This is a genomic window from Bacillus cereus group sp. MYBK108-1, from assembly GCF_051917185.1.
Taxonomy (GTDB): domain Bacteria; phylum Bacillota; class Bacilli; order Bacillales; family Bacillaceae_G; genus Bacillus_A; species Bacillus_A cereus.
This window is the reverse complement of sequence record NZ_JBQAHZ010000001.1, coordinates 666,984-691,264: the sequence shown is the minus strand read 5'-3', so window position 1 is coordinate 691,264 and position 24,281 is coordinate 666,984. Positions and strand designations below refer to the sequence as shown.

The following is a 24,281-nucleotide window of genomic DNA, read 5'->3' as shown; positions in this document are numbered from 1 at the left end:
AAACATTATTTTAACTGGAAAAAGGAAAAGCAGAACATACTGTATGGTACTCTTTAGGAAATAAATGGAAAGAAGGCTGAATGTATTAGAGTGTTTTGAAACAAATTGGATGAATGGTTGAATTTATTATTAGAAGAAGTGGTGCGTGGTTTAGTGTGATAGAAAGAAAAAGAGAGTCTTCAAGGGATATGTATAAGAGAGTAAAGGAGAGAAAATATGTCTTTTTATAAAGAGGAAATAAAAGGGGATAAATTGATTATAAGTGATGAAAGCATTGATATTTTAATGGATGCTTTTCAAAATAAAGGTGAAGAGATGCCTAAAAATATATCATAGAATTTCATAGCGACGATATTACTCGCGGGATCTTATTATGAATAAGTAAAAAACGAAGAGTCTAAATAGTCCCTTCGTTTTTTTTTACTTTATTTTTTCTCTACTAATTTCTTATTCTTCCAATCTAGTGTGAACAATTTATTAAATGTTTTTTGATCAACGTCTTTTACGTTGTTTCCAACCCAGTTTGCAGTTCCGAATGTGTAGCCTGGACGAAGTTGGTAGTCGTCGGCGTGTTTTGTATAAGCGACTTGTAAGTTAGATTGATCTGTATTTTTTTCAGAGATAACAACAGCAATCATACCAGGAGAGAAACCGCTATTTGTTAATGCTGGAAGTTGATCCATCGGTATTAAATTACCTTTTGCATCAGATTCATATAGGTATGTGCGAGAGTACATGAAAAGTTGGTTTCCATATAAAGAATGATAGGAGTCACGTGTGTAAATACCCCAGTTTTGATTGTTATATCCGTTAAAGAATACGTTCCACTTTACGTTTTTGTTTGTTTGGTCAATTAAATTTGTTTTATAACTAGTTTGTTTATAGCTTACAGAGTCAGACCAAGTGACTTGACCAGTTGCACCAGCTTCACCGCTAGGGCCATTAGGCGTTACAGAAGCTTTAACAGAGCCACCAAGTTGATAAGATACGCTAGATGTTACAGTCGTTTCTTCTACAGCATTTGTAGGCGCTACGTTAAAGAAACGAGCGCTGTTATCTTGAAGGTTAAATGCAACATCATATTGTGAAGGATAACGTAATGTTGCACTAGCGCCAGGGATTGGGTAGTTATCAATAGGTGCATCACTTATAGTAGGATTTGCTTTTAGAAAACTACCAGTTGTATTAATAACGGCAATCTGTTTATCAGCGCTTGGATCATCGATAAAAGTTACCTTTAAAGACATTGTCATATTATCAGCTTGATCATTATTAAATGTATTATAGCTCGTATGTGTTTTTGCATTTTGCCCGATATCTGTTACAACTTGTGACGTCGTTTGAGCGTAAGTAGCAGGTGTTGAAAGAGTTACAGCACTACTAGCAAAAACAGCGGATAATGCTAAACATTTTAAGTAGGTTTTAGAACGTTTCATACAATCACTTCCTTTTATCTTTGTCGATATATGTCGTATTACATTTATATCGTAACATGAAAATAAAACGTAATGGATGGTTATGCATAATTGCATAGATGAGTTTTGAAGGATAACGATAATAGCATTTTATCAATCCTTATTAAGAAAATTGATGCGGTTTTATTTTATCCCCCTATTTGCTGGGTAGTATGACCCCCACCTCAAAATGCAGCGAAAGCAAAGAAGTTAGGTGGGGGATGAATAAATCCCCACTGATTAAAGTTTCATTTCATATATTCCTCCTAATCAACTCTCCAACTTGCGTCGCAACAAACGCAACATCATTATCAATTTCATCCAACACGTAAGACTCTAAAATGCCCATTACAGCTGTTCCTAAAAATTTTAAGACGATATGTTTATCGATGTTTTTATTTACTGATGTGTCTGTATTTAATTTTTTCTCTATTTCACCCATGATGAAAGTTAGTAATTTTTTTTGAAATGATAAGGTGCTGTTACTTCTAAATAGTGCCGCGAAAAATGGTTTGTGTTCTTTGAAGTATTCAAACCATATGATTGTTCCTTCTATAAATTCTTTGTTTTGCTTCTCGTAGCATATTTCTTTTAATTGGTCTAAATGATCGTCCACAATTTTATCTAATAAATTGTACTTATCTAGATAGTGTAAGTAAAACGTTTTTCTTCCGATGTTTGCTTTTTCGGTAATGTTTTTAACTGTAATTTCATCAAATCCATCTGTAATTAACATTTCTATAAATGCCGATTGAATGGCGTTTTGTGATTTTATAATTCTTCTATCGATTTTCTCCATATCGTGTTCCTCCGTTGTTGATACACATATTTCTTTATGTGTGTATTATCACCCAAATGCGTAAATGTGGTCATTGAAACAAGGTTCTACTCATTTTATTATAAATATACACGTGAGTAATAACTCTCGCAAGTGTAAAATTAATAATAAGATAAGGGTGGTTTTATATATGGCAGTTACGAAGGAAAATATAAGATTTTATGCAAGAGGTTTACAAGTTGCAGGTATTTTGAACATTCCCGAAGGTGCTGAGGAAAAGAAACAAAATCCAGCGATTGTTTGTGTGCATCCAGGTAGTAGCTGTAAAGATCAGACAGCAGGATTGTATGCTGAGAAGTTAGCGGAACAAGGATATGTCACGCTTGCGTTTGATGCGTCATATCAAGGTGAAAGTGAAGGTACACCGAGATATATTGAAGAGCCAGCTGTGCGAGTTGAGGATATTCGCTCAGCAGTAGATTATTTAACTACTCTTCCTTATATAGATGAAGAACGTATCGGTGTCTTAGGGGTTTGTGCAGGCGGTGGTTATGCGGTAAATGCTGCGATGACAGAGCGCCGCATTAAAGCGGTTGGTACAGTTGTTGGTGCAAATATCGGTCGTTTAAATCGTGAGTCTAACCCGATTGGTGTGTTAGAGGCAATTGGTAAACAACGTACTGCTGAAGCACGCGGAGCAGAGAAAATGATTACAAATTGGATTCCTAAAAATCAGGAAGAGTTAGCGGCAGCAGGTATGACGGATATAGATATTGTAGAAGCAGTTGAGTATTACACAACGCCGCGAGGTCAAAGTGTGAACTCGCCAAATAAGTTAAACTTTACGAGTATGGGATCGGTAATTGGTTTTGATGCGTTCCATTTAGCAGATACGTTATTAACGCAGCCGCTGCAAATTATTGTCGGCAGTAAGCAAGGTGCATTTGGTTCTTATAAAGATGGTCATGAGCTTTATGAGAAAGCAGCTTCAGAGAAAAAGGATTTACTTGTTGTGGAAGGTGCGAGTCATTACGATTTATACGACCAACCAGAACCAGTAAGAATTGCAGTTGAAAAATTAACAAGTTTTTATAAAGAGCATTTGTAAAAACAATGTTGATATAAATGGTGCCTATAGTTGTTAGATACAAGTCTAACAACTATAGGTTTTTACTATGATGAGCGAAGCGCTTAATATTTACGTTATAAGTGCATAACAAGTTATAATAAAAGAAATCAATAAGGAGGCTGGCTGTGAAGAATCTTCGTTATCTCAATATATTTACCATATTAATTATATACACACTACTTATGTTTTACATCGGCTGGAACGGATGGGTTTGGCTTCATGCGGTATTTGGCTGGGAATCTTGGGGATATTATGCTTTCATAGTCGCATTTATTTCATATGCGTACATTCTCGTGCAAGTGTTTAAGTTTTTGCCATTTCTGCGAACGATAGGTTCGATTTGGTTTGCGGTTATACAATATGCACTTATGTTTTTGCCATTAGCTGATATTATGGTCTTTCTTTTACAGTTTTTAGTAGAGAAAGAAGCGGCAATTATTTGGACAGGAGCGGCTGTGATAGCTGCATTTATCTTTATCTTTGCGTATGGAGTATTTAATGCGTATAGTCCGGTAGTAAGAAAGTACGAAGTGCACATACCGAAAAAAGTAGAGGGGCGTAAAAGTTTACGCATTGCGATGGCTTCTGATATGCATTTCGGTAAACTGTCTGGCGTTTCACATTTAAAAAGACTTGTTCGTCATGTAAATGAGATGGAACCTGATATTATTTTGCTGCCAGGTGATATTATCGATGATCATCCAGGTGTGTTCATTCAAAAGAATATGGGACCAATCATGAAACAAATGAAAGCACCATTAGGTGTATATGGCGTATTAGGAAACCATGAATACTACGGCAGAGCGGTTCCAGAGTTTTTACAAGAGATGGATAAGATTGATATTCGTATTCTTTTAGATGAAGTAATTACAATTGAAGATGACTTTTATCTCGTTGGAAGAAGAGATAAAACAGAGCGAGATCGCCGAAGCTTTGAACAATTAATGAGTACGGTAGATAAATCGATGCCTGTTATCGCAATGGATCACCAGCCATTTGAGTTGAAACAAGCAGCAGCGGCGGGTGTAGATTTATTATTATCCGGTCATACGCACCGCGGACAAATGGCGCCCAATCATATTGTAACGAGAAGAATGTACGAGCTAGACTGGGGATACGCACAAAAAGGCGCGTTCCACGCAATTGTTTCTTCTGGATTTGGATTTTGGGGACCACCGCTTAGACTTGGTAGTAGGTCGGAGATTGTGCAGGTAGAAGTTACGTTTGAATAGGGGTTATGAAATAGAGAGCTGATGGCTCTCTATTTTTTTCAATAAAAACAAATAACAATAAATATTTATGTTGGTGCTAATTTCATAAAAGAGATACGATTATAAGACTCGATTAAAATAAAGGGGGATTGTAAGTGATCATATCAGATGTACTATACGGAGAATTTGAAGTGGATCAAGTAGTAGAAGAATTAATTTCAAGTAAGTCTATGCAAAGGCTAAAAGGCATTCATCAAAATGGCGCAAGTTACTTAATGAACGAGAAATGGAATGTAACGCGCTTTGATCATTCAGTTGGTGTTATGTTATTAGTTAAAAAACTAGGTGGTTCAGTAGAAGAACAGATCGCTAGTTTACTGCATGACGTATCGCATACTGCTTTTTCCCACGTGATTGATTACGTTTTTGATAATGAAGATGAAAGTTACCATGAAGAGATATTTAGTTCTGTTGTGAAAAACTCAGAAATTCCAGCGATCCTTGCGAAGCATGGTTATAACTATGAAGATATTTTATTAGATGATTCGAAGTGGACATTACTAGAAAGGTCAGCACCAGAATTATGCGCAGACCGAGTGGATTATACGTTACGAGATATGCATACATATGGGTATATTTCTTTAGAAGAAGTTCACAGTTTTTTAGAGGATGTGATCGCAGTAGAGGGGAAAATGGTTCTGCAAAATATCCAAATAGCGGAATGGTTTACAGAAACGTATTACAAAGAAGTAATCGATTTCTTTATGGAACCAATGAATATTTACGGAAATGATATGTTAGCGAAAACGTTAAAGGTAGCTCTTCATAAAAGGATTATTCATGTAGATGATTTTCTTCTTGAAGATGATGAGCTTATTTCGAAATTGCAGCAATGTAATGACCCCGAAGTAGAAGCTTTATTAAGCAAAATTCATCCAAATATAAAAGTAAAAGAAGATAGAAACGATTATGATTTACATCAGAAAAATAAAGTGCGTCTTATTGATCCGCTGTTACTTCGTGAAGAGGAAGTTATTCCAGCATCTGTTGTGTCAAAAAACATAAGACAGATGAGTGATATTGCTTATGAAAAAGCGGTGAGAGGGATGTATGTGAAAGTGATTTCGAATTAAAAAAGAAGTAGCGCATCTTTTTTAGAGCGCTACTTCTTTTTTATTAATTATCAAACCAATTCCAAATCTCAATATCTCCAAGAGTCGCACAACGTACGTGCGGGGAGTTTTGTAATTTTAATAACTCTTTCGACGGGCCCGTAATAACAATTCCGTATACTTTTACACCGTTATCTTTTACATATTGATAACGTTTATCTAAGTTTAGTTCTTTCTCAGAAAGCGCTGCTATTTTGCTTACCGTTTTTTTATGGATAGAAAGGACGCGCATCATTTCGGTTACTTTGTCTTCTTGCGTTTTCTGCCCGTCAGTTTCATTATCGAGGAATCTTACATGTTCTGGAAACCCTATAGCTTCTCCGCCATGTAGGATATAGTCATCTACATTTTTTCTTTCTTGTCCTGTATCTAAAGCGTACCATAAAGGAGTTGGAGGGAGTTCTTGTGCCTCGAATGTGCTATATAAAAGCGGTTCTAATTCTTTTAAAGTGTAAGCTTTATCAAAAGAAATTGCTACTTCTGCAACGGTTCCATCATGTACTTTTGCAAGTGTATCCCATACTTTTTTTGATGAATCCTTTAAATAATCACCCTGCTCTGTTTTTGGATGAACAAAGAAGAGTTTTGGTTGATAGAACGGATTCATCCAAGTTCGCTTCGTAACATCTACAGATGATAAGAAGCTTTTTGTTTCTATTGTACCGAGGGGCATTTCTTTTTTACCGACGGTTCGTACTAAATCAAATTGGCTATTCGTACGGAAAAAAGCTTCTACACTTGTTCCGCCTCCCATAACACGGCTATTTGGGATCGTTGCTTCAAGTGCAAGCGAAGGAACCTCTCTAATTTCTTCTCCTTTATAATAGTCAATATGGACGAGCATTCGGTAAAATGTTTCTTGCATGAGATCTTCCGCATAGTGGGAATCTCCGGTTAGGGAGAGAAGATAGCGAAATAAATCTTGCATATGCTCTGAGTAAATTTCTTCTAATGATTGTTTACGTTTCACTACATTTCCCTCCCTTCATACATAACAACGAAATACATATAAAAAAGTTACAATTTTTTATGGAATTATAGTAAAAAACGTCAAGAATTGGATTGCGTTCTCTTTTATCATAATACATATAAGGCGGGTGAACAGAGATGGAAAGCTATGAAACACAAATTCAAAGGTCAATTGATTATATTGAGGAAGATGTAATGGAAAAACAAACGCTGCGTAATTTAGCGCGGGTTGCAGGTTTTTCTGAGTCTCATTTTCATCGTGTATTTCAGGCGTTAGTAGGTGATACGGTAATGGAGTATGTTCGAAAGAGGAGGTTAGCCCGGGCAGCTTATCAACTTTCTCATACGGATGAAAAAGTTATTGATATCGCGTTTGAACATGGCTTTCAATCTCACGAAACGTTCACGAGAGCCTTTAAAAAATTATTTCAAATGACACCGAGTGAATATCGAAAACAAGAAATCGAAACACCGATGTATTACAGAGTAAATGTAAAGCAAAGAAAATTAAATCCGTATTTAGGAGGCATACAAATGGAATATCGTATTGTAAATAAACCAGAATTTTTAGTGGCGGGTTATGAACTGAAGACGACAAGTAAAGAAGGGAAAAACCATCAAGACATTCCAGCATTTTGGCAAGAATATTTACAAAAAAATCTTGGGACAACGATTCCGAATCGTAAAGATACGAGCCAATGGGTAGAGCTTGGATTATGTACTGATTTTAATTTAGAAACAGGAGACTTCACTTATATTATCGGAATGGAAGTTACAGACTTTGAAAATGTACCAAATGAAATTGCAAAGCGTACTTTCCCGGCAGCAACATATGCAGTATTTACAACGCCGAAAGTTCCTCATGAAGAAATGGTATCGTCTATCCACCAAACTTGGAATGCAGTATTCTCAGAATGGTTTCCGCATTCAGGCTATGAACATTGCGGCGTTACAGAGTTTGAATTATACGATGAGCGTTGCCACGAAGATAAGAGTGAGTTTGCACAAGTAGAGCTTTGGATACCGGTGAAGAAAAAATAATAGGGTAAGAGCGAATCATTGGGAGATGGTTCGCTTTTTTTATAAGTGGATTGTTAAATTTGTATTGTTTTATCTGTAATACATATGAAAATGGTAAAATAAAATAGCAATTAAATATTGCGGGTGGAAGGTTATGCCCTTTCTTCATTTTGTGAAGAAAGGAGGTGTAATCGTATGGAATTTCTTTTGCAAATTTTGTTGGAAATTACAAAAACTATAGCTAGAGAAGGTATAGTTTTTGGATTTAAGAAATTAACGGCAAAAAAGCGCAAAAAGAAGACCACCCGTCTGCCTGCGAAGCGTGGGAAGTCTTCTAAGCGCAAATAAGCTTTAGTTGCAACCTTCCACCTTGCGGTAATTAGTTGCAGTGACGGGGTGTTGGAAGCACCTCGTCTACTTCATTTTATGCAAAACTTAGTTAGTTTATACTTCTATTTATAGTATAACAGTTTAGAAATGTATTTGTTAATAGTTTTATTTTTACTTTGTATAGTAGGGAAGCATGTTAGTATTGTCGGTTTTTGTCGGTAAGTCGATATATCTAGAAAATCGCTGATATAATTCGAGTTGCGCTGATATATTCAAAAAATCGCCGATATAATTTCATATACCTCTAAAACACCTCAAAAAAAACGATCCACATAATTTCAATTACAGTAAAATTATTCCAGGGAAGAAAAAAGACGCCACATAGCGTCTTTCCTACGAACGAAACGGAAATACAAGAATAATCGTCGTTCCTTTTCCGAGTGCACTATCAACGGAAATTGTTCCGTTATGAGCATGAACGAGCTGTTTTGTAATGGCTAGGCCAAGTCCAGTTCCGATGTTGCTTTCTTCTGTGTTTGTTCCGCGGTAATATCGTTCAAATAGAAGTTCTTTCGTTTTTTCATCCATTCCTTTTCCGTCATCTGAAATGGAGAGTGTAAAGGAATTAGCGTTTTGTGATAATTTTACGATGACAGTAGTTGTTTCGTTATTATGTTTTACAGCATTTACGAGTAAGTTTTCGATAATACGCTGGAACCATTTTTCTTCAATGAAATATTGAATTTTATTTGAGCTCGGTACGAATTCAATATTTTGATTTTGGAGTGTTGGATTGTTAATAAATTGCAATAACACTTTTTGAACGAACTGATTGATTTCAACGTTTACGTGTTGGGCAGGAAGGCTGTTATTTTTTAATTGATACGTTAAGCTTAAATCATCAATTAATGTCGTCATATATTGAGATTTCTCTTTCATAACACTACCAAATTGCTGAATATCACGATCAGTCCAGTTATATTGATTCGATTCGAGTAATAATGCGTAGCCATATATAGAGCTAAGTGGTGTTTTTAAATCATGCGTTAGACCGGTAATCCATTCTTCTCGTGTTTGCTGGAGTACTTGCCTCATCGCATCATTTTTTTTGAGTGTAATAGAAAGGTGTTCTAGTGAACTTGTTACATCTCTAAACAAACGAAATGACCATTTTTCTTTACCAGATCGCCGGAACCTGACGGGTTTTCCTTTTTTACTAATAGGTTCTTCATACTTTCCACCAGCGATATTTTTAAGCCAGCGCATCGCATGTAATAACGGTTTCCCGAATTTATTACCGTACCAAATAGAAAGAATGACTAAATAAACAAATACGATAAGAAGGATTAATCCGCATCCGATGAGAAACTTCTTAGTAAATACATCTTCAATTTCGTCACCTGGATAGTAGTGCTCATTTTTTGCAGTTACAACGAGAAGGTTGCCACTATTTGCATCGTAAAAGCTAGACGTATTTTCTTTATGATTCCACGGTTCTTTTTCATTAAGGGCGATTTGTATTGCTGAAAATGTTTTTTTCTTTCCAGCTGGATAGGCAAAAAACTCTTCGCCATTTTGATTAAATATTTGAAGTGCTGCTTTTTCTTTAGACAGTAACTGTTTTTCTTGATCTGTTAATGTGAACGAATCCATCGTTAAAGAGGAGTGATCCTTTTGAATTGCTGTCAGTAACGCATTGCTTTTTAACATACCACCATAAATAACAAGTACTTTCTTTTCTTCTAATTCAATTTCCCAATATGTAAATTTATAATTACTTTCGATATGATGTTGTATATATGCGACTAAAGATGTCTTCGTATAAGCATTCGGAACATCATTTGGTGTATTAAAGTGGTAGAGGATTTTTCCGTTTTCATCTACAACTTGGAGCCAATCATTTTTCTCCTTTATTAAATCTTGCACTTCAGATTGTAACGAAATATGCCCATCTTCTGAAGAGATGTATCTTGAAATTGTAAAACTATCAGAATCTGGAATGTTAGGTTCGTATAAAGTACTAGTAAGAAGAAAAATTAAATAAGTAAAAGCAGCAACTACAGCGATAAGTAATGTAACTAAAACAAAAACGTGTTGCATGATAAATTGAATAATAAGTCGTTTATTAAAATTCATATCGTCACCCTATTTTGTAACGAACTTATAACCAAGCCCGCGAACGGTTTTTATATATTCTGGTTTACTTGGATCATGTTCAATTTTTTCACGTAGTTTTCGAATGTGGACCATAACAGTGTTGTCATCGCCATTATAGGCAGGTGCTCCCCAAACTTTTTCGTATATTTCCTCTTTCGAAAATACGTAGTTCGGATTCTCGCAAAAGAAGAGTAGTAGTTGAAAGAGTTGAGCGGAGCATTCGACAATGTGCCCATCTACTGTTAGTTCTGCAGAGTGCTGATCAATTTCAAATCTTCCAAATGAAATCGAGTGTGATTTTTGTTCGTGTGGTACGGTTTGTTTCATATGTCTCCGAAGCTGTGCTTTCATGCGTGCTACTACTTCTAATGGATTAAATGGTTTCGTAATATAATCATCTGCACCGTATGAAAATCCGGATATTTTATCTAAATCAGATGCTTTTGCTGATAGGAAGAAAATTGGACAATCTGTTTGTTGGCGAATGATTGGACAAATATCAAAACCAGATTGTCCAGGAAGCATTACATCTAAAATAATTAAATCGTAATTGTTTTGCTTAGTTAGAGATAAAGCCATTTCAGCTGATGTTGCAGTTGTAATATGAGAAAAGCCTTCTTTTTCAAGAATGGTAGTTAGTAATTGTAAAATTGCTGTTTCATCATCAACGAGTAAAATATTTGCTTGGTACATAAACATCCCTCCTAATTTTCTCGAATATCATATCATCATTTTGTAACTTATGGAATTTTTAAGGAAATTTTAAGGTTTTCTTTCGCAAAAAATTAAGAATCAAATGATATGATAAAAGTAACATAGGGGAGGAGATGAGTGTGAACCCGTTTCAAGTGATGCGAGCTAGATATTTTTTAATTGTATTTGCACTATTAATTTTAATAGCGAGAAGTAGTGGCGATTTGCTAACAAGTATATTTCATATACAAAATTCTTCTTTTATAAATATCCTTATATTCTATATCCTTCCGATGGTATGGATTTCTTATGAGTATAGAAAGCACCACATTTCATTTTCATTATTTGTTAATAAAAATGAAACATTTAACTTGGTACAAGTTTTATACATTACGGTTATGTTATGCATGTTTAGTTACGGGTATCTTATTTTGTATATGTATAGTTTTGCATGGATTACACCGGACTTTATTATGAACGCCCTGCATGAACCAATTGTAGATAGTACTGGGGGATATGTATCTCAAGTCATTAGGGTCGTATTCATCGCACCAATTATCGGGGAATTTGTTTTTCGCGGATTTTTACTTCAACGTTTTGCAACAAAATGGGGAACGAGCATAGCGACCATCGTTGTAGCAATATTGTTTGCGTTGTTACATGTTGATTTCCTCGGTGCAGCCATATTCAGCATCGTATTGTCAATCGTATATATTCGTACGAAAAGTTTACTCATGCCAATTGCAATACATATGTTAAACAATGCATTTGTAATAGGTGCGTCTTTTCTAATAAGTAGAGAAAAAATTATGAGTTTTGCCGATTTCTCAAGTTATACGACATTCTTTCCTGGACTTATTATTTTTATAACAGGATTAAACTTAGTACTTATCTTTTTATTTGTTAATCGCAAATATTGGAGTAAAGAAGTGCCAGTTATATATGCAGAGCAGAAAAAGAGCTTTTCAGATGTAGTCGGGAGTAAATAAGATGAAGAAGACGGTTGAAAAAATATTAAAAGACATTATAGATTCTACGTCTATTACAGATATGTGTGATAAAAGCGTTTGTCATTGGCTTCAACCTGTAGTAGATACGATTGTGTTTCCAGAGTATTACGTATTTTCTAGTACTCATTTAAAAGAAAATATTATTTCTCTTCTTATTGTGTTCGGGGTTTTACTAATATTTGATCTAATTGTAGAAGAAATGATGAAGCGCATCTTCAAAAAGAATGAAGAGAAGTATATGTGGATTCATAAAGTATTCGAGAAAGTAATGGTGGCTTTCCTTTTGTTTTATGGTATAAAAACAATCATTTACTTTATAGCTTTGAAACATCATTAATTCGAAATTTGAAAGGGATGTATAAAATTATATGAATGAAACGATATCATCAAATAAGTTTTTTTATTTGATTTTACTTAGTCTAGTGTTAATAACGACAGTGAATGTTATTTTGCGCTGGGAGGAAGCTTATTTTTTCATGTATTTAGCGCTCCATTTGTTGGGGATTTTATGTATAAGTGGTGGAGTCGTTACTGAAAAAAAGAATGAAGAAAGCGTTAACTATATGTGTGTGATCGGTCTTGTTTTACTTTTAGCTGTACAGGGTATTATGAAATATAGTTCTTTCTCTTTACAAGATTTTAGTTTATTAATAGATGTACTTCCTTAAAGAGGCTTTTTATGTTATCTAAAAAGCAAGTAGGGTACGTGCTGGTTTGTAAGTGCGATTCTTATTCCGGATTATGAACCGAAGAAAGTGTTTAAAGATAGGTAAAACTCTTCTTATGTAGAAGAGTTTTTTTATGTAAATAAAAAGATCCAGAGCAATTCACATAATAAGCTTGTTCTAATTTAGCGTGTATGAACTTACAATAATAATAGACAGGCAGCATAGAGGAGGGAATAGCGTGAGGAAGGTTATCGGTTGGTCGCTTTTTTTGTACGTTGGATTTGCGTTACTTATATATTGGTATTTATTTGGATGGAATCATGAACTTATTCCGGACATGTATAAGGGAACGAGTGCAGATCCAGAAACGTTTATGAGTGCGAGAGAGCTTACGCTAAGCCAAGATTATTCGCGCGTGAAAAATTTACTATACTTTTTAGCGACGCCTCTTGAATGGATTATTTTATTGTTTGTACTTGTGCTAGGTATTTCAAGAAAGTTTGAGAAATGGTCGAAGGAAACGACTAAAATAAGTGTTTTGCAAGTTGCGATTTATTTCTTTTATTTATCATTACTGACAACAGTGCTTGCCTTACCGATGCAATGGATTGGCCGGAAAGTGTCCGTTGATTACGGCATTTCAACGCAAAGTACACAAAGCTGGATAAAAGATCATGTTATCGGTTTTTGGGAAAGTTATGCGACTATGTTAATCGTAGTTACCGTTCTATTATGGCTTATCCGTAAATTTCCGAAGAGATGGTGGCTCGCAGGATGGGCGCTCTCTGTTCCATTTACAATCTTTTTAACATTCATACAGCCTGTCGTTATTGATCCGCTTTATAACGACTTCTCGACGCTGAAAAATAAAGAATTAGAAACGAAAATTTTAGCGATAGCAGACAAAGCGGACATTCCTGCTAAACACGTATATGAAGTAAATATGTCAGAAAAAACGAATGCATTAAATGCTTACGTAACAGGAATTGGCCCTAACGCCCGTATTGTAATGTGGGATACAACGCTTAAGCAGTTAAAAGATAAAGAGATTTTATTTATCATGGCCCATGAAATGGGGCATTATGTTATGAAACATATATATTTTGGCGTTGCAAGTTATGTATTGCTATCGTTTATAGGTATGTTTTTAATTAGTCGTATTATAAATATGTGTATTCGCAAATGGGGAGATACATTGCAAATTTCAAAAGTGGCATGTTTCTCCATTTTACCTTTATTTTTCTTAATTTCTTCTATACTCTCTTTTGCAGCACAACCAGCAACAAACTATGTTTCACGTATAGAAGAAAGAGCGGCAGATCAATATGCTTTAAATATGACGAAGGACGGAAAATCTGGTGTGAAAACTTTTCAATATTTATCAAAAACAAGTTTAAGCCAAGTAAATCCGCCTGCGTTAGTGAAATTTTTCTTATACACGCATCCACCAATTTTTGAAAGAATTCATACGTTTGAACAATATGAGAAACAAAGAAAAAAGGAGTAGCTATTATGCTACTTTTTTTTATAGAGATATAAGTTTCATATTGGGAATATTTATCATTGCTTTTTATTGCGATTTTGTAAATAATAAGCTATAAAATTCTAAAAATCTATATATAAAGGAATAAAGGTGAAAAAATGTATTTTTTACAAAATTTAAAAGTGAAATATAAATTATTAGCGCTTATTTCATTAGCAGTTTTAGGTATGGTAATTATAAGCAGTGTAGCAATTCATTCTATTAATAAGATTAAGCACGATACAGAGGTTGTAGTAGATGATTATCAATATTCTGCAATTTTATTAGAAGGAATGCTTCGCACACAAAATTCACTAGAATATAACTTATTAGAGTTAATTACGGCATCACAAAATGAAGTGGCAAATAAAGAGGGAATAATTGATAATATTGAAAAGGATCTTAAAAAATATGATTCTTTATTAAAAGAATATGATGATGGTTTTAATTTAAGTAAGCAAGAGGATGAACTGTTTCAGAAGATGAAGAAATCTTTACCAAGTTATAAAGATACATATAAGAAATTATTTGAAAAGGCGAAGGCAACAAACGAGCCGCAAATGGTAAATGAATTTCAGAAGGAATTAAAACCGAAGGGAATAGAGTTAGCTGGTTATGCAGTGGATCTAGAATCGTATGTTTCAAATTTAGCTGACCAAGTATTTAAAGATTCGCAAAAAATGATTGATCGTTCCGTTATTACCTTTATCATTCTTGTAGTAGTTACTACAATCGTTATATGTATAGTAAGTTATATTATTAGCAAGCTTATAGTTGCTCCTTTACAAACGGTTAGTCGTATGATGGAAAGAGCGAAAGAAGGAGATTTAACTGTACATGGTGATTATACTGCTAAGGATGAATTAGGTGTATTAGTAAGTAATTTTAATGAGATGATTGCAGGGCTAAGAACAAATATGCAAGAAGTAGAGAATAATATTCAGCTTCTATTTCAACATGCAGACGGAGTAGCATCTGCGTCAGAAGTATCTAGTAGTGCAGCCAAAAAAATCACTATGGATATTGAAGAAGTCGCAAATGGCGCAGAGAGTCAAATGCAAGCAATGGAACAAACTGCGGGTGCGATGGAAGAGTTGACACAAGGAATGCAGAGTATAGTCAATACATCATCCTCTGTAAATGAATTATCTGCTCAATCAGCATTAGATGCAGAGAGTGGTAACAAATTAATGAAACAAATGATTCAACAGATGGATACAATCCAAAATTCGGTACATAGCGGTGTGAAACAAGTAGAGACTATGAAAGAACAATCAGAAGAAATTGTTAAAATCATTGATGTTATGCAAGGTATTACCTCCCAGATTAACTTATTAGCATTAAACGCCGCAATTGAGGCTGCACGTGCTGGTGAAAGTGGTAGAGGATTTGCAATTGTGGCAGATGAAGTGCGGAAATTAGCAGAACAATCTAGTGATTCTGCAAAACAAATTGAGAATCTTATTACTCAAGTTATGGGAACAACGAACCATACGGTACATATGATGGGGAAAGTAGATAATGAGGTACAGGCAGGTACACAAGTAGTAATGCATACAGAAAAAGTATTTGGAACAATTACAGAAAAAGTACAGCAAGTATCTGAGCAAATTCAAACGGTATCTATGTCTACAGATGAAATTGCAGCGAGTAGTGAGGAAATCTCGGCTTCTGCAGAAGACATGGCTCAAATTTCCCAAAGATCATCTGACCGAACTGATAGGGTAAAAGAGTCTATTCAACAGCAGGAAAAATCTGTTCAAGAGATTTCGGTTTCAATTGAACATATGCATAACGCAGCAGGAAAACTAAAACAAATAGTTGCCCAATTTACTCTTCAAAAGTAGTAGCATATTTGAGTGTTAATAAAGATAAAAAATCATCCTCTTTTAAGAAAAAAGGATGATTTTTTTATCTCGTTATTTGCTGGGCAGTAAGACCCCCACCTCAAAATTCAGCGAAAAATGCTACCCCTGAAATATAAACCATGAATATAGTAGCCTATCTCCTTTAGGTGCCAATAAAGGGAAGTTGTAAAGTGAAAAGGAGTTTATAAAGAGATTGTAGAATGTTTTAGTATATAACACCTTAGATGTGACAACTTCCTTTTTGAAAAAGAAAGAAGGGAGTATAAAGCAGAAAGGTAGTGGAAATATTTCTTCTAGAAGATTTACATTTTATCTTACATTCACCAAAAAATAATACTCCTGAAACAATGAAGTTCATTTTATTTGAATGAAATAGGGAGAGAGGACAATGAAGAAAAAAATATTGGGTGTAATGATGATTGCGACAATGGCAGGAGGTATATTTGCAGGGACGAATGTGACGCCTGTAAAAGCGGAAGAGTATCCACAAATGATTGTGTTTGAAGATGTTCCATACGGATTTTGGGCATATGATGCTATTATGGACTTAGCATATCATAAAATTATATTAGGGTATGGAAACGGGAAGTATGGTGTTGGCGATCTTATAACACGTGAACAAGTAGCTGGGACTATTTACAGAACACTTGAGATAAAAGAAGAAGGGCCAGTAGCGAATCCATATAAAGATGTTTCTGATAGTACAACAACTTTTAAAAAGGAAATTTTGGCGTTAACAAAACGTGGTGTTTTTTCAGGGGATGGCCAAGGGGATTTTAGGCCGAAAGCACCAATCTCTAGAGCGGAAATGGCTGTCATTTTAAAACGAGCATTTCATTTTGAAACGAAACAAAAACATACATTTAAAGATATTCCAAAAGGCCACTGGGCAGAAGATGCAATTAGTGCGTTACAATCTAATAATGTTGTGAGAGGAACTGGGAATGACATGTATGAATTAAATCGCCCTGTACCTAGAGAACAATATGCTCAGTTTATTAATAATGCGATTATTAATTATCATTTGAAAGAGGATTGGAAGTAGAGTGAAATATGAAAGCACAAATAGAAATATTTGTGCTTTTTTGTTTGTTTAAAAAGAATTATTATTCGAATTTATGTATTTTTTATGGTTATACACAAGCTTTATAATCAACCCGATGAAAAAGACATGATGTGTAATATGATTCACAAAACCGTCACGAAATGTGTCGAAAAATATATTGTCACTATACCATTTATTCTGTATATTTTTAAAAAAACATATACATATTGGGGAGATAATTTGATGAGCAAAAAATTATTAAAAACAGCTACAGCATTAACAATTATGGGTGGGGTGTTATTCTCAGCAGAGAGTAACAGTGTAAAAGCGGAAAGTGCACCGTTGCAAAAAACAAATACAATTGTATTTAAAGATGTACCAAAAGGACATTGGGCATATGAGGCAATTCATGAATTAGCGGAACAAGAAATTATTTTGGGATATGGCGATGGAATATTCGGTTTTGGGGATAATGTAACACGTGAGCAAGTTGCAGCTTTAATTTACCGTGTGTTTGATATGGAAGAACAAGATGAATATGAAAACCCATATGGAGATATTGATGAAAATTCAACAAGCTTTATCGAGGAGATATTGGCTTTAACGGAAATGGGAATTTTCCAGGGAGACGAGAATGGAAACTTTAGACCGAAGGCGACGTTAACGCGTGCGGAAATGGCACAAGTTCTTACGAATGCTTTTGACTTACAGGCGAAGGGATCTCATAACTTTAATGATGTTTCAGCAAATTCATGGGCAACGAATGCAATTAGTGCAGTACAAACAAATGGTATTACAATGGGAATCGGAGAAGGTAAATTCGGTCCGTCTATGAAGGTAACGAGAGAACAATACGCACAGTTTTTACATAGAGCAATATTGCATGATATGGAACAAGGGCAGTAATAAAGTTTAACTAGTCAAAGTGAAATTTAAAAATAATACAAAAAGGTCGTTGTTGTATAACAGCGGCCTTTTTTGTATGAAATAAAGCGCGAAAGAATGGCGTTTTGAAAAAAAATGAAATGAATTTTCAAAAAAAACTTCCTTTTCTGAAGATTTGTTATATAATATAAAACATGAAATCAAATCTGTTATAAAACAGTTTAAGAAGGGGATGCTAATATGTCGACGCAAACTTCACGGGTTACACTCGTTGGAGAAATGTTACCAGCGTACAACGAAATATTGACACCTGAGGTGCTTAGTTTTTTGAAGGAACTACATGAGAATTTTAATGAGCGCCGCATAGAACTTTTACAAAAACGTGTAGAAAAACAAAAGAGAATTGATGCAGGGGAGTTTCCAAAGTTTCTAGAAGAAACAAAACACATACGTGAAGCGGATTGGACAATTGCCAAGCTGCCAAAAGACTTAGAGGATCGCCGCGTAGAGATTACTGGACCGGTAGATAGAAAGATGGTCATTAACGCTTTAAATTCAGGAGCGCATCTTTTTATGGCGGATTTTGAAGATTCGAATGCACCAACTTGGGAAAACGCAGTTGAAGGGCAAATCAATTTACGAGATGCAGTAAAGGGAACGATTTCACATGAAAATGATAAAGGGAAAGAATATAGATTAAATGAGAAAACAGCTGTACTCATTGTACGTCCAAGAGGATGGCATTTAGAGGAAAAGCATATGCAAGTTGATGGGAAAAATATGTCGGGTAGTTTAGTAGATTTCGGCTTGTATTTTTTCCATAATGCGAAAGCTCTTTTAGCAAAAGGGAGCGGCCCATACTTTTACTTACCGAAAATGGAAAGTTATTTAGAAGCGAGATTATGGAATGATGTATTCGTATTTGCTCAAAAATATATCGGCATTCCAAACGGAACGATTAAAGCAACTGTGTTACTAGAAACGATTCACGCTTCGTTTGAAATGGATGAAATTTTATATGAGCTAAAAGATCATTCTGCTGGCTTAAATTGCGGAAGATGGGATTATATTTTTAGCTTTTTAAAGAGTTTCCGTAATCATAATAAATTCTTACTACCAGATAGAGCACAAGTCACGATGACGGCGCCATTTATGCGTTCGTATTCTTTGAAAGTAATTCAAACATGCCACCGCCGTAATGCACCAGCAATTGGAGGAATGGCGGCACAAATTCCGATTAAAAATAATCCAGAAGCAAATGAAGCAGCTTTTGAAAAAGTGCGTGCTGATAAGGAACGCGAAGCTTTAGACGGTCATGACGGGACTTGGGTCGCCCACCCTGGACTTGTACCGGTTGCAATGGAAGTGTTTAATCACATTATGAAAACACCAAATCAAATTTTTAGAAAACGTGAAGAAATATGTGTAACAGAAAACGATTTACTAGAGGTACCGGTGGGAACGATTACAGAAGAGGGCCTTCGCATGAATATTAGCGTAGGTATTCAATATATTGCATCTTGGTTAAGCGGACGGGGAGCAGCACCCATTTATAACTTAATGGAAGATGCGGCAACAGCTGAAATTTCAAGAGCACAAGTATGGCAATGGATTCGTCATGAAGGTGGAAAACTAAATGATGGTCGTAATATTACGCTTGAATTAATGGAAGAGCTAAAAGAAGAAGAATTAGCAAAAATAGAAAGAGAGATTGGTAAGGAAGCCTTTAAGAAAGGGAGATTCCAAGAGGCGACAACGTTGTTTACAAATCTCGTTCGAAATGATGAATTCGTACCATTTTTAACATTACCGGGTTATGAAATTTTATAAAAAATGAAAAGGGGATGGAACAAATGAAAAATGAAAGAATCGAGAAGTTACAAGAAAGCTGGGAATTAGATGAGCGTTGGAAAGGGATAACACGTCCATATTCGGCAGAAGATGTAATTCGCCTGCGCGGGTCAATTGATATTGAACATACGTTAGCGCGTCGCGGTGCTGAGAAGCTTTGGACATCGCTTCATACAGAAGACTATATTAACGCACTTGGCGCATTAACAGGAAACCAAGCGATGCAACAAGTAAAAGCTGGGTTAAAAGCGATTTACTTAAGTGGTTGGCAAGTAGCAGCAGATGCAAACCTTTCTGGACATATGTATCCAGACCAAAGTTTATATCCAGCGAACAGCGTACCTGCTGTAGTAAAACGAATTAATCAAACGCTTCAACGTGCGGATCAAATTCAGCATATGGAAGGAAGTGATGATACAGACTATTTCGTACCGATTGTAGCAGATGCAGAAGCTGGATTTGGCGGACAATTAAACGTATTCGAACTGATGAAAGGTATGATTGAAGCAGGTGCATCAGGTGTGCATTTTGAAGATCAATTATCTTCAGAGAAAAAATGTGGCCATTTAGGCGGAAAAGTACTACTACCAACGCAAACAGCAGTACGCAATTTAATTTCTGCACGTCTTGCAGCAGATGTAATGGGAGTGCCGACAATTATCGTTGCAAGAACAGATGCGGATGCAGCTGATTTAATTACGAGCGATATCGATCCTGTTGATAAAGCATTTATTACAGGAGAAAGAACACCAGAAGGATTTTACCGTACAAATGCAGGTCTTGATCAAGCAATTGCGCGCGGTTTAGCGTATGCACCGTATGCAGACCTCGTTTGGTGTGAAACGTCGGAACCAAATTTAGAAGATGCAAAACGATTTGCGGACGCAATTCATAAGGAGCATCCAGGAAAGCTACTTGCATATAACTGCTCACCTTCATTCAACTGGAAACAAAAACTAGATGAAAAAACAATTGCAAGCTTCCAAAAGGAAATCGCATCTTATGGTTACAAGTTCCAATTCGTAACACTTGCTGGATTCCATTCATTAAATTACGGTATGTTTGAACTAGCACGTGGCTATAAAGAGCGCGGCATGGCAGCATACTCTGAACTACAACAAGCAGAATTCGCAGCTGAAAAACATGGCTACTCTGCAACACGTCATCAACGCGAAGTAGGAACAGGTTACTTTGATGAAGTAGCACAAGTGATTACAGGCGGAACTTCATCAACGACAGCGTTAAAAGGATCTACAGAAGAAGCACAGTTTACGAAATAAAAGGAAGGGCACCTTTTTGAAGGGTGCCCCTTGTTATTTTCTAAACGATTCGAAAAGAGAGAGTGAGTTGTCGGCAAAAAACGATACTTCCTTTTCTTTATTACTAAATCAACTCCACTCAGCCCTATGATCACGAATAAACTTCATATCTTTCTCATAATGCTCTAGATGTCCTTCATCAATCATTCTTTGGAAATTCAAGTCGCCTTCTTGCGCTTTTCGTTTCATATATGTACATAATCCTTCTAATCGAAGCAACACCATTCCTAAGTAATCTTCATCCATATTTTTATCATAGGACTGAACGAACAAATTCATTCTCTCTTTAATGCGATCTGCATGTTGCGATGATTCATAATGAACGGCTTCACCGGATTCTGTATAATACACTCTACTTAAAGGCACACAAGTATAGAGTGTATAAGCGATATCCCATAGTCTTGGACCAGGAGCAGCAACATCGAAATCAATAATCCCTACTGGCTTCTCATTATTAAAAATAATGTTATATATGGCAAAATCATTGTGACATAAAACCTCAATGTTATTTGGAGTGTGATCCATCGGTTTCCAATCATCTAATAACAGAAAATCACTTACAGCATCATGGTAAAGGCGGAGCATCTTTGCTATTTCTTTTAATACATTATTAGATCGCATATATTCTTTTAAAGGATAATTGCCAGCTTCTCCTTCAATAAAGGATAAAATCTCTCTATCCTTTTCATCTACACCTAAAAACTTTGGAGCATAATGAAATCTTTTGTTCTCTAAATGTTGCAATAACTTATGAATCTTTTCATTGCCTGGCTTTAACTCTCGCCGAACAGTATTTTCAGAACGATATACGCTTGAGACGTTTCCCCCTGTTAGCCTTTCTTCTTTAGCGTAGTTTGACATGTGAAAATTCCCCCTGTGATTAAAAAATCCAATTCCAAATAGTGAATAAACCAACAACGGCAGAAAAGAGAAGGGAAGCAAGCAATGCTAGACAGCAAAAAGGAACTAGCTTATCTTGCCATGTTTCTTTATACTCATAAATTAACTCCTCTGCTACTTTCTTCTGCACTGAAGATAAAGGTTGATCTTTATACAAACCTTTTATATGGTTAGAATCGCCTTTAAACTTTAAAGCACGTGCAATATGATGAGGACTATTTCCCATTGATTTTTCAAATAATAAACATGATTCATGCATAATGTCTGTTTTATCCCGCATTAACGGGCAGTAAGACCCCCACCTCAAAATTTAGCGAAAGCGAAGAAGTTAGGTGAGGGATCAACTGCCCGTAAAAGCCCGATTGGTTCAACTAATAATCAGTGGGGAATAAACAAAACCCCCACTGATTAAAGTTTCACTTTATGCTCCTCTAGATACCAGTAACGTCCAGCCATTTCTGGATATTGTAATTTATAATAAATATCTCCGAGTTGTTTTCGAAGATGTAATTCATTTGGGTATGTAAAGATGAGGCCATGCAATCTATCCCTTGCTTTTCCAAGATTATTATTTTCAATATCCTCTTCAATTCTTTTTAATGTTTTTCTAGGAATTTTATTGGTCATAAACTCCTCCTTATTTAGAATAGAGATAATTATATTTTATAAGAAATACTAAAAATTAGAAATTCTATTTTCGAAAAAGATTGTACATTTTATTTTAATGTGCTATGATGATGTCAGTTGAATAGTTAAATTAAGCAATCCATATGTTATCAAGTGCTGGAAACGAACGAGAAAAAGTATGTGAGAACTAGTTTATGTTTCGTATTTGATAATGTGTGGATTCTTTTTTTAGACAGGAAGACTAAAAAATTAAAAATTTGTATTTTCTTAGGAGGAAATAATCATGGCAGTAACAGGACAAGTAAAATGGTTTAACAACGAAAAAGGCTTCGGTTTCATCGAAGTTCCAGGCGAAAACGACGTATTCGTACACTTCTCTGCAATCGAAACTGAAGGTTTCAAATCTCTAGAAGAAGGCCAAAAAGTTAGCTTCGAAATCGAAGAAGGTAACCGTGGACCTCAAGCTAAAAACGTAATCAAACTATAATTTTATAGTTGATGATGGAAAAAAGGATGGCTAATGCCATCCTTTTTTTGTTGTGGGGAAAGTTTTTTCAGAGCCTGTTTTTATATCTAAATCTCTTTTTCTATGTTACAACGGGTGAAAAATTATCTGGAATGCGTATTAGTTTCTGTAGAAGAATTAGTTCAGCAAGAGTATTTGCTGCGTATGATAGTAAATAACTATAAATTTGTATTCTCTGTTGAAATGGGGAAATCTTTTCCAGATAGACCTTGAGTAACATCTTTTTTGTTAGTGTTGTTGTTGGAATTTTGTACGTTTTGAGATGATGTTTCTAACAGTTGTTCTTGTTCCTTACTAGGGGTATTCAGAGCATCTGAGGGGATGCTATTAACCTGCTGGCTTAAGAGATTTTCTTTGTCCATAGTATACAGCTCCTTTTTGGAATTCGATAAAAAGCAATGTAATTATAAATAGCTACTTATATATATTGTGTTTTTGAATGACATTATATACAAAACTTATATTACAAAGTTAACTAATTAACGAATTGTTAGTGATGGATAAAGATGTACAAATTTGAAGTGTTTAATAAAAATTAAAAGCGGGTAACAAGTACCAATACTCTTTCTCATGTTTTATATAAGGACCATATTACAAATCAAAAAAGATGTAGGGAACCTTGGGAGAAAATATAGTTGTTTTTTTAGGGAGAAGAAGAATAAATAAAATGATACTACAAATGTAAAAAGGCATTCCATAAAGGAAGGTCTTTTATTGTTCTTGTCCTGATTTTTTCTTCTCACGTTTTTTACATTCTGGACATTTTGATTTACGAAACGGTTTAGCAAAGAATAGCAGAATGAAGAATAAACCAAATATAATACTAGCTGAGTTTTTCACGATAATGACGCTACTATTTTTCATTTGAATCGATGGTTGGATCTCTTTTTCCTCCATAGTGGCCCTCCATATATTGGATTTACATTTTAATTATAGCAAAGTTAATTGTTTTCATGATGTGAAAATAGAAAGGGATAATAAATATTTATAGGTATTATAAATGCTGTTTTTATAACTTTAAAATTAAAACATTACCATATCGTGATTTTTTTATTTAACAAATGTTTGATAAATGATAAAAAATTGTAAAAAATCGGAACTTGTAAGCTATTTCCTTTTCATAGATGCTAAAATTATATATGCAGCT

At 35.1% G+C, this 24,281-nt stretch carries 22 protein-coding genes and 5 pseudogenes; 16 read left to right on the top strand and 11 right to left on the bottom strand.

The genetic code is table 11. The features are described 5' to 3' along the window. Nucleotides 1-425: 425 nt before the first annotated feature. Together cytK2 and ACTFSL_RS03595 are read right to left on the bottom strand one after the other, a co-directional pair. Nucleotides 426-1,436, bottom strand: a complete 1,011-nt coding sequence (gene cytK2 / locus ACTFSL_RS03600) for a beta-channel forming cytolysin CytK2 (protein ID WP_000830633.1) — start codon at nucleotides 1,434-1,436, stop codon at nucleotides 426-428. Nucleotides 1,437-1,707: 271 nt separating this feature from the next. Then, a complete protein-coding gene (locus ACTFSL_RS03595; protein WP_440041176.1) occupies nucleotides 1,708-2,253 on the bottom strand; it encodes a TetR/AcrR family transcriptional regulator in 546 nt (181 codons plus the stop codon). A gap of 169 nt (nucleotides 2,254-2,422) precedes the next feature. On the opposite strand from ACTFSL_RS03595, the gene ACTFSL_RS03590 reads away from it, so the two are divergent. From ACTFSL_RS03590 to ACTFSL_RS03580, 3 genes are all read left to right on the top strand, one after another. Next, complete coding sequence (locus ACTFSL_RS03590; RefSeq protein WP_100249587.1) at nucleotides 2,423-3,340, top strand: alpha/beta hydrolase; 918 nt, start codon at nucleotides 2,423-2,425, stop codon at nucleotides 3,338-3,340. Nucleotides 3,341-3,486: 146 nt separating this feature from the next. Then, nucleotides 3,487-4,593: a metallophosphoesterase gene (locus tag ACTFSL_RS03585; protein ID WP_440041175.1), complete on the top strand. Its 1,107-nt coding sequence runs from the start codon at nucleotides 3,487-3,489 to the stop codon at nucleotides 4,591-4,593. A 134-nt stretch (nucleotides 4,594-4,727) separates the two neighbouring features. Continuing rightward, entirely contained in the window at nucleotides 4,728-5,705 is a 978-nt protein-coding gene (locus ACTFSL_RS03580; RefSeq protein WP_440041174.1) for an HD domain-containing protein, read from the top strand. 43 nt (nucleotides 5,706-5,748) lie between these two features. On the opposite strand, the pseudogene ACTFSL_RS03575 reads toward ACTFSL_RS03580, so the two are convergent. Continuing rightward, nucleotides 5,749-6,558: pseudogene (locus ACTFSL_RS03575) on the bottom strand (anti sigma factor C-terminal domain-containing protein); the annotation flags it as partial. After that, a pseudogene (locus ACTFSL_RS03570) lies at nucleotides 6,547-6,714 on the bottom strand (sigma factor); the annotation flags it as partial. The pseudogenes ACTFSL_RS03575 and ACTFSL_RS03570, both read right to left, overlap by 12 nt. A gap of 137 nt (nucleotides 6,715-6,851) precedes the next feature. Here ACTFSL_RS03570 and ACTFSL_RS03565 point away from each other — a divergent pair. Further along, nucleotides 6,852-7,754, top strand: coding sequence for an AraC family transcriptional regulator (locus ACTFSL_RS03565; protein ID WP_440041172.1), 903 nt, complete (start codon nucleotides 6,852-6,854; stop codon nucleotides 7,752-7,754). Nucleotides 7,755-7,928: 174 nt separating this feature from the next. Further along, on the top strand, nucleotides 7,929-8,081 hold the full coding sequence (locus ACTFSL_RS03560) for a hypothetical protein (RefSeq protein ID WP_000394943.1): 153 nt from the start codon (nucleotides 7,929-7,931) through the stop codon (nucleotides 8,079-8,081). Between the two features lie 375 nt (nucleotides 8,082-8,456). Here ACTFSL_RS03560 and ACTFSL_RS03555 read toward each other — a convergent pair whose 3' ends face one another. Then, nucleotides 8,457-10,199 carry a sensor histidine kinase gene (locus tag ACTFSL_RS03555; protein WP_001010444.1) on the bottom strand — a complete coding sequence of 581 codons (1,743 nt, stop codon included), beginning with the start codon at nucleotides 10,197-10,199 and terminating at the stop codon, nucleotides 8,457-8,459. Between the two features lie 9 nt (nucleotides 10,200-10,208). Next, nucleotides 10,209-10,913: a response regulator transcription factor gene (locus tag ACTFSL_RS03550; protein ID WP_000283871.1), complete on the bottom strand. Its 705-nt coding sequence runs from the start codon at nucleotides 10,911-10,913 to the stop codon at nucleotides 10,209-10,211. 140 nt (nucleotides 10,914-11,053) lie between these two features. Between ACTFSL_RS03550 and ACTFSL_RS03545 the strand changes: the two genes are divergently transcribed. The 10 genes and pseudogenes from ACTFSL_RS03545 (at nucleotide 11,054) to aceA (ending at nucleotide 21,042) form a co-directional block, all read left to right on the top strand. After that, nucleotides 11,054-11,902, top strand: a complete 849-nt coding sequence (locus ACTFSL_RS03545; protein ID WP_001067988.1) for a CPBP family intramembrane glutamic endopeptidase — start codon at nucleotides 11,054-11,056, stop codon at nucleotides 11,900-11,902. Between the two features lies 1 nt (nucleotide 11,903). Beyond that, nucleotides 11,904-12,260 carry a hypothetical protein gene (locus tag ACTFSL_RS03540; protein WP_000754336.1) on the top strand — a complete coding sequence of 119 codons (357 nt, stop codon included), beginning with the start codon at nucleotides 11,904-11,906 and terminating at the stop codon, nucleotides 12,258-12,260. 31 nt (nucleotides 12,261-12,291) lie between these two features. Then, the gene (locus tag ACTFSL_RS03535; protein WP_001006050.1) at nucleotides 12,292-12,591 is read left to right on the top strand and encodes a DUF2101 family protein; all 300 of its coding nucleotides are present in this window, start codon (nucleotides 12,292-12,294) and stop codon (nucleotides 12,589-12,591) included. A 238-nt stretch (nucleotides 12,592-12,829) separates the two neighbouring features. Further along, entirely contained in the window at nucleotides 12,830-14,098 is a 1,269-nt protein-coding gene (locus ACTFSL_RS03530) for a M48 family metallopeptidase (protein WP_440041169.1), read from the top strand. 134 nt (nucleotides 14,099-14,232) lie between these two features. Further along, nucleotides 14,233-15,012: pseudogene (locus ACTFSL_RS03525) on the top strand (MCP four helix bundle domain-containing protein); the annotation flags it as partial. Beyond that, a complete protein-coding gene (locus tag ACTFSL_RS03520) occupies nucleotides 15,007-15,960 on the top strand; it encodes a methyl-accepting chemotaxis protein (RefSeq protein ID WP_409193940.1) in 954 nt (317 codons plus the stop codon). The pseudogene ACTFSL_RS03525 and the gene ACTFSL_RS03520, both read left to right, overlap by 6 nt. 409 nt (nucleotides 15,961-16,369) lie before the next feature. Then, complete coding sequence (locus tag ACTFSL_RS03515; protein WP_000727101.1) at nucleotides 16,370-17,026, top strand: S-layer homology domain-containing protein; 657 nt, start codon at nucleotides 16,370-16,372, stop codon at nucleotides 17,024-17,026. A 138-nt stretch (nucleotides 17,027-17,164) separates the two neighbouring features. Then, on the top strand, nucleotides 17,165-17,932 hold the full coding sequence (locus ACTFSL_RS03510) for an S-layer homology domain-containing protein (RefSeq protein WP_113304420.1): 768 nt from the start codon (nucleotides 17,165-17,167) through the stop codon (nucleotides 17,930-17,932). 219 nt (nucleotides 17,933-18,151) lie between these two features. Next, on the top strand, nucleotides 18,152-19,741 hold the full coding sequence (aceB, locus tag ACTFSL_RS03505; RefSeq protein ID WP_000107337.1) for a malate synthase A: 1,590 nt from the start codon (nucleotides 18,152-18,154) through the stop codon (nucleotides 19,739-19,741). Between the two features lie 23 nt (nucleotides 19,742-19,764). Continuing rightward, complete coding sequence (aceA, locus tag ACTFSL_RS03500; protein WP_000787346.1) at nucleotides 19,765-21,042, top strand: isocitrate lyase; 1,278 nt, start codon at nucleotides 19,765-19,767, stop codon at nucleotides 21,040-21,042. 108 nt (nucleotides 21,043-21,150) lie between these two features. Here the strand turns inward: aceA and ACTFSL_RS03495 are convergent, their stop codons facing one another. The 3 genes and pseudogenes from ACTFSL_RS03495 to ACTFSL_RS03485 form a co-directional block, all read right to left on the bottom strand. After that, nucleotides 21,151-21,942 carry a phosphotransferase gene (locus tag ACTFSL_RS03495; RefSeq protein ID WP_440041166.1) on the bottom strand — a complete coding sequence of 264 codons (792 nt, stop codon included), beginning with the start codon at nucleotides 21,940-21,942 and terminating at the stop codon, nucleotides 21,151-21,153. Nucleotides 21,943-21,961: 19 nt separating this feature from the next. After that, a pseudogene (locus ACTFSL_RS03490) lies at nucleotides 21,962-22,252 on the bottom strand (DUF6584 family protein); the annotation flags it as partial. 152 nt (nucleotides 22,253-22,404) lie between these two features. Next, nucleotides 22,405-22,608 (bottom strand): annotated as a pseudogene (locus ACTFSL_RS03485) (DUF6584 family protein); the annotation flags it as partial. Between the two features lie 283 nt (nucleotides 22,609-22,891). On the opposite strand from ACTFSL_RS03485, the gene cspA reads away from it, so the two are divergent. After that, a complete protein-coding gene (cspA, locus tag ACTFSL_RS03480; protein ID WP_000301522.1) occupies nucleotides 22,892-23,095 on the top strand; it encodes an RNA chaperone/antiterminator CspA in 204 nt (67 codons plus the stop codon). A gap of 197 nt (nucleotides 23,096-23,292) precedes the next feature. Here the strand turns inward: cspA and ACTFSL_RS03475 are convergent, their stop codons facing one another. Together ACTFSL_RS03475 and ACTFSL_RS03470 are read right to left on the bottom strand one after the other, a co-directional pair. Then, entirely contained in the window at nucleotides 23,293-23,496 is a 204-nt protein-coding gene (locus tag ACTFSL_RS03475) for a hypothetical protein (protein ID WP_000356916.1), read from the bottom strand. A gap of 349 nt (nucleotides 23,497-23,845) precedes the next feature. Further along, a complete protein-coding gene (locus tag ACTFSL_RS03470; protein ID WP_000391373.1) occupies nucleotides 23,846-24,031 on the bottom strand; it encodes a hypothetical protein in 186 nt (61 codons plus the stop codon). Nucleotides 24,032-24,281 lie beyond the last annotated feature (250 nt).

Coding starts and splice junctions, on each gene's coding strand:
- cytK2 (WP_000830633.1), bottom strand. CDS start 1,436: ATGAAACGTTCTAAAACCTACTTAAAATGTTTAGCATTATCCGCTGTT.
- ACTFSL_RS03595 (WP_440041176.1), bottom strand. CDS start 2,253: ATGGAGAAAATCGATAGAAGAATTATAAAATCACAAAACGCCATTCAA.
- ACTFSL_RS03590 (WP_100249587.1), top strand. CDS start 2,423: ATGGCAGTTACGAAGGAAAATATAAGATTTTATGCAAGAGGTTTACAA.
- ACTFSL_RS03565 (WP_440041172.1), top strand. CDS start 6,852: ATGGAAAGCTATGAAACACAAATTCAAAGGTCAATTGATTATATTGAG.
- ACTFSL_RS03560 (WP_000394943.1), top strand. CDS start 7,929: ATGGAATTTCTTTTGCAAATTTTGTTGGAAATTACAAAAACTATAGCT.
- ACTFSL_RS03555 (WP_001010444.1), bottom strand. CDS start 10,199: ATGAATTTTAATAAACGACTTATTATTCAATTTATCATGCAACACGTT.
- ACTFSL_RS03550 (WP_000283871.1), bottom strand. CDS start 10,913: ATGTACCAAGCAAATATTTTACTCGTTGATGATGAAACAGCAATTTTA.
- ACTFSL_RS03540 (WP_000754336.1), top strand. CDS start 11,904: ATGAAGAAGACGGTTGAAAAAATATTAAAAGACATTATAGATTCTACG.
- ACTFSL_RS03535 (WP_001006050.1), top strand. CDS start 12,292: ATGAATGAAACGATATCATCAAATAAGTTTTTTTATTTGATTTTACTT.
- ACTFSL_RS03520 (WP_409193940.1), top strand. CDS start 15,007: ATGATTGCAGGGCTAAGAACAAATATGCAAGAAGTAGAGAATAATATT.
- ACTFSL_RS03515 (WP_000727101.1), top strand. CDS start 16,370: ATGAAGAAAAAAATATTGGGTGTAATGATGATTGCGACAATGGCAGGA.
- ACTFSL_RS03510 (WP_113304420.1), top strand. CDS start 17,165: ATGATTCACAAAACCGTCACGAAATGTGTCGAAAAATATATTGTCACT.
- aceB (WP_000107337.1), top strand. CDS start 18,152: ATGTCGACGCAAACTTCACGGGTTACACTCGTTGGAGAAATGTTACCA.
- aceA (WP_000787346.1), top strand. CDS start 19,765: ATGAAAAATGAAAGAATCGAGAAGTTACAAGAAAGCTGGGAATTAGAT.
- ACTFSL_RS03495 (WP_440041166.1), bottom strand. CDS start 21,942: ATGTCAAACTACGCTAAAGAAGAAAGGCTAACAGGGGGAAACGTCTCA.
- cspA (WP_000301522.1), top strand. CDS start 22,892: ATGGCAGTAACAGGACAAGTAAAATGGTTTAACAACGAAAAAGGCTTC.
- ACTFSL_RS03475 (WP_000356916.1), bottom strand. CDS start 23,496: ATGGACAAAGAAAATCTCTTAAGCCAGCAGGTTAATAGCATCCCCTCA.
- ACTFSL_RS03470 (WP_000391373.1), bottom strand. CDS start 24,031: ATGGAGGAAAAAGAGATCCAACCATCGATTCAAATGAAAAATAGTAGC.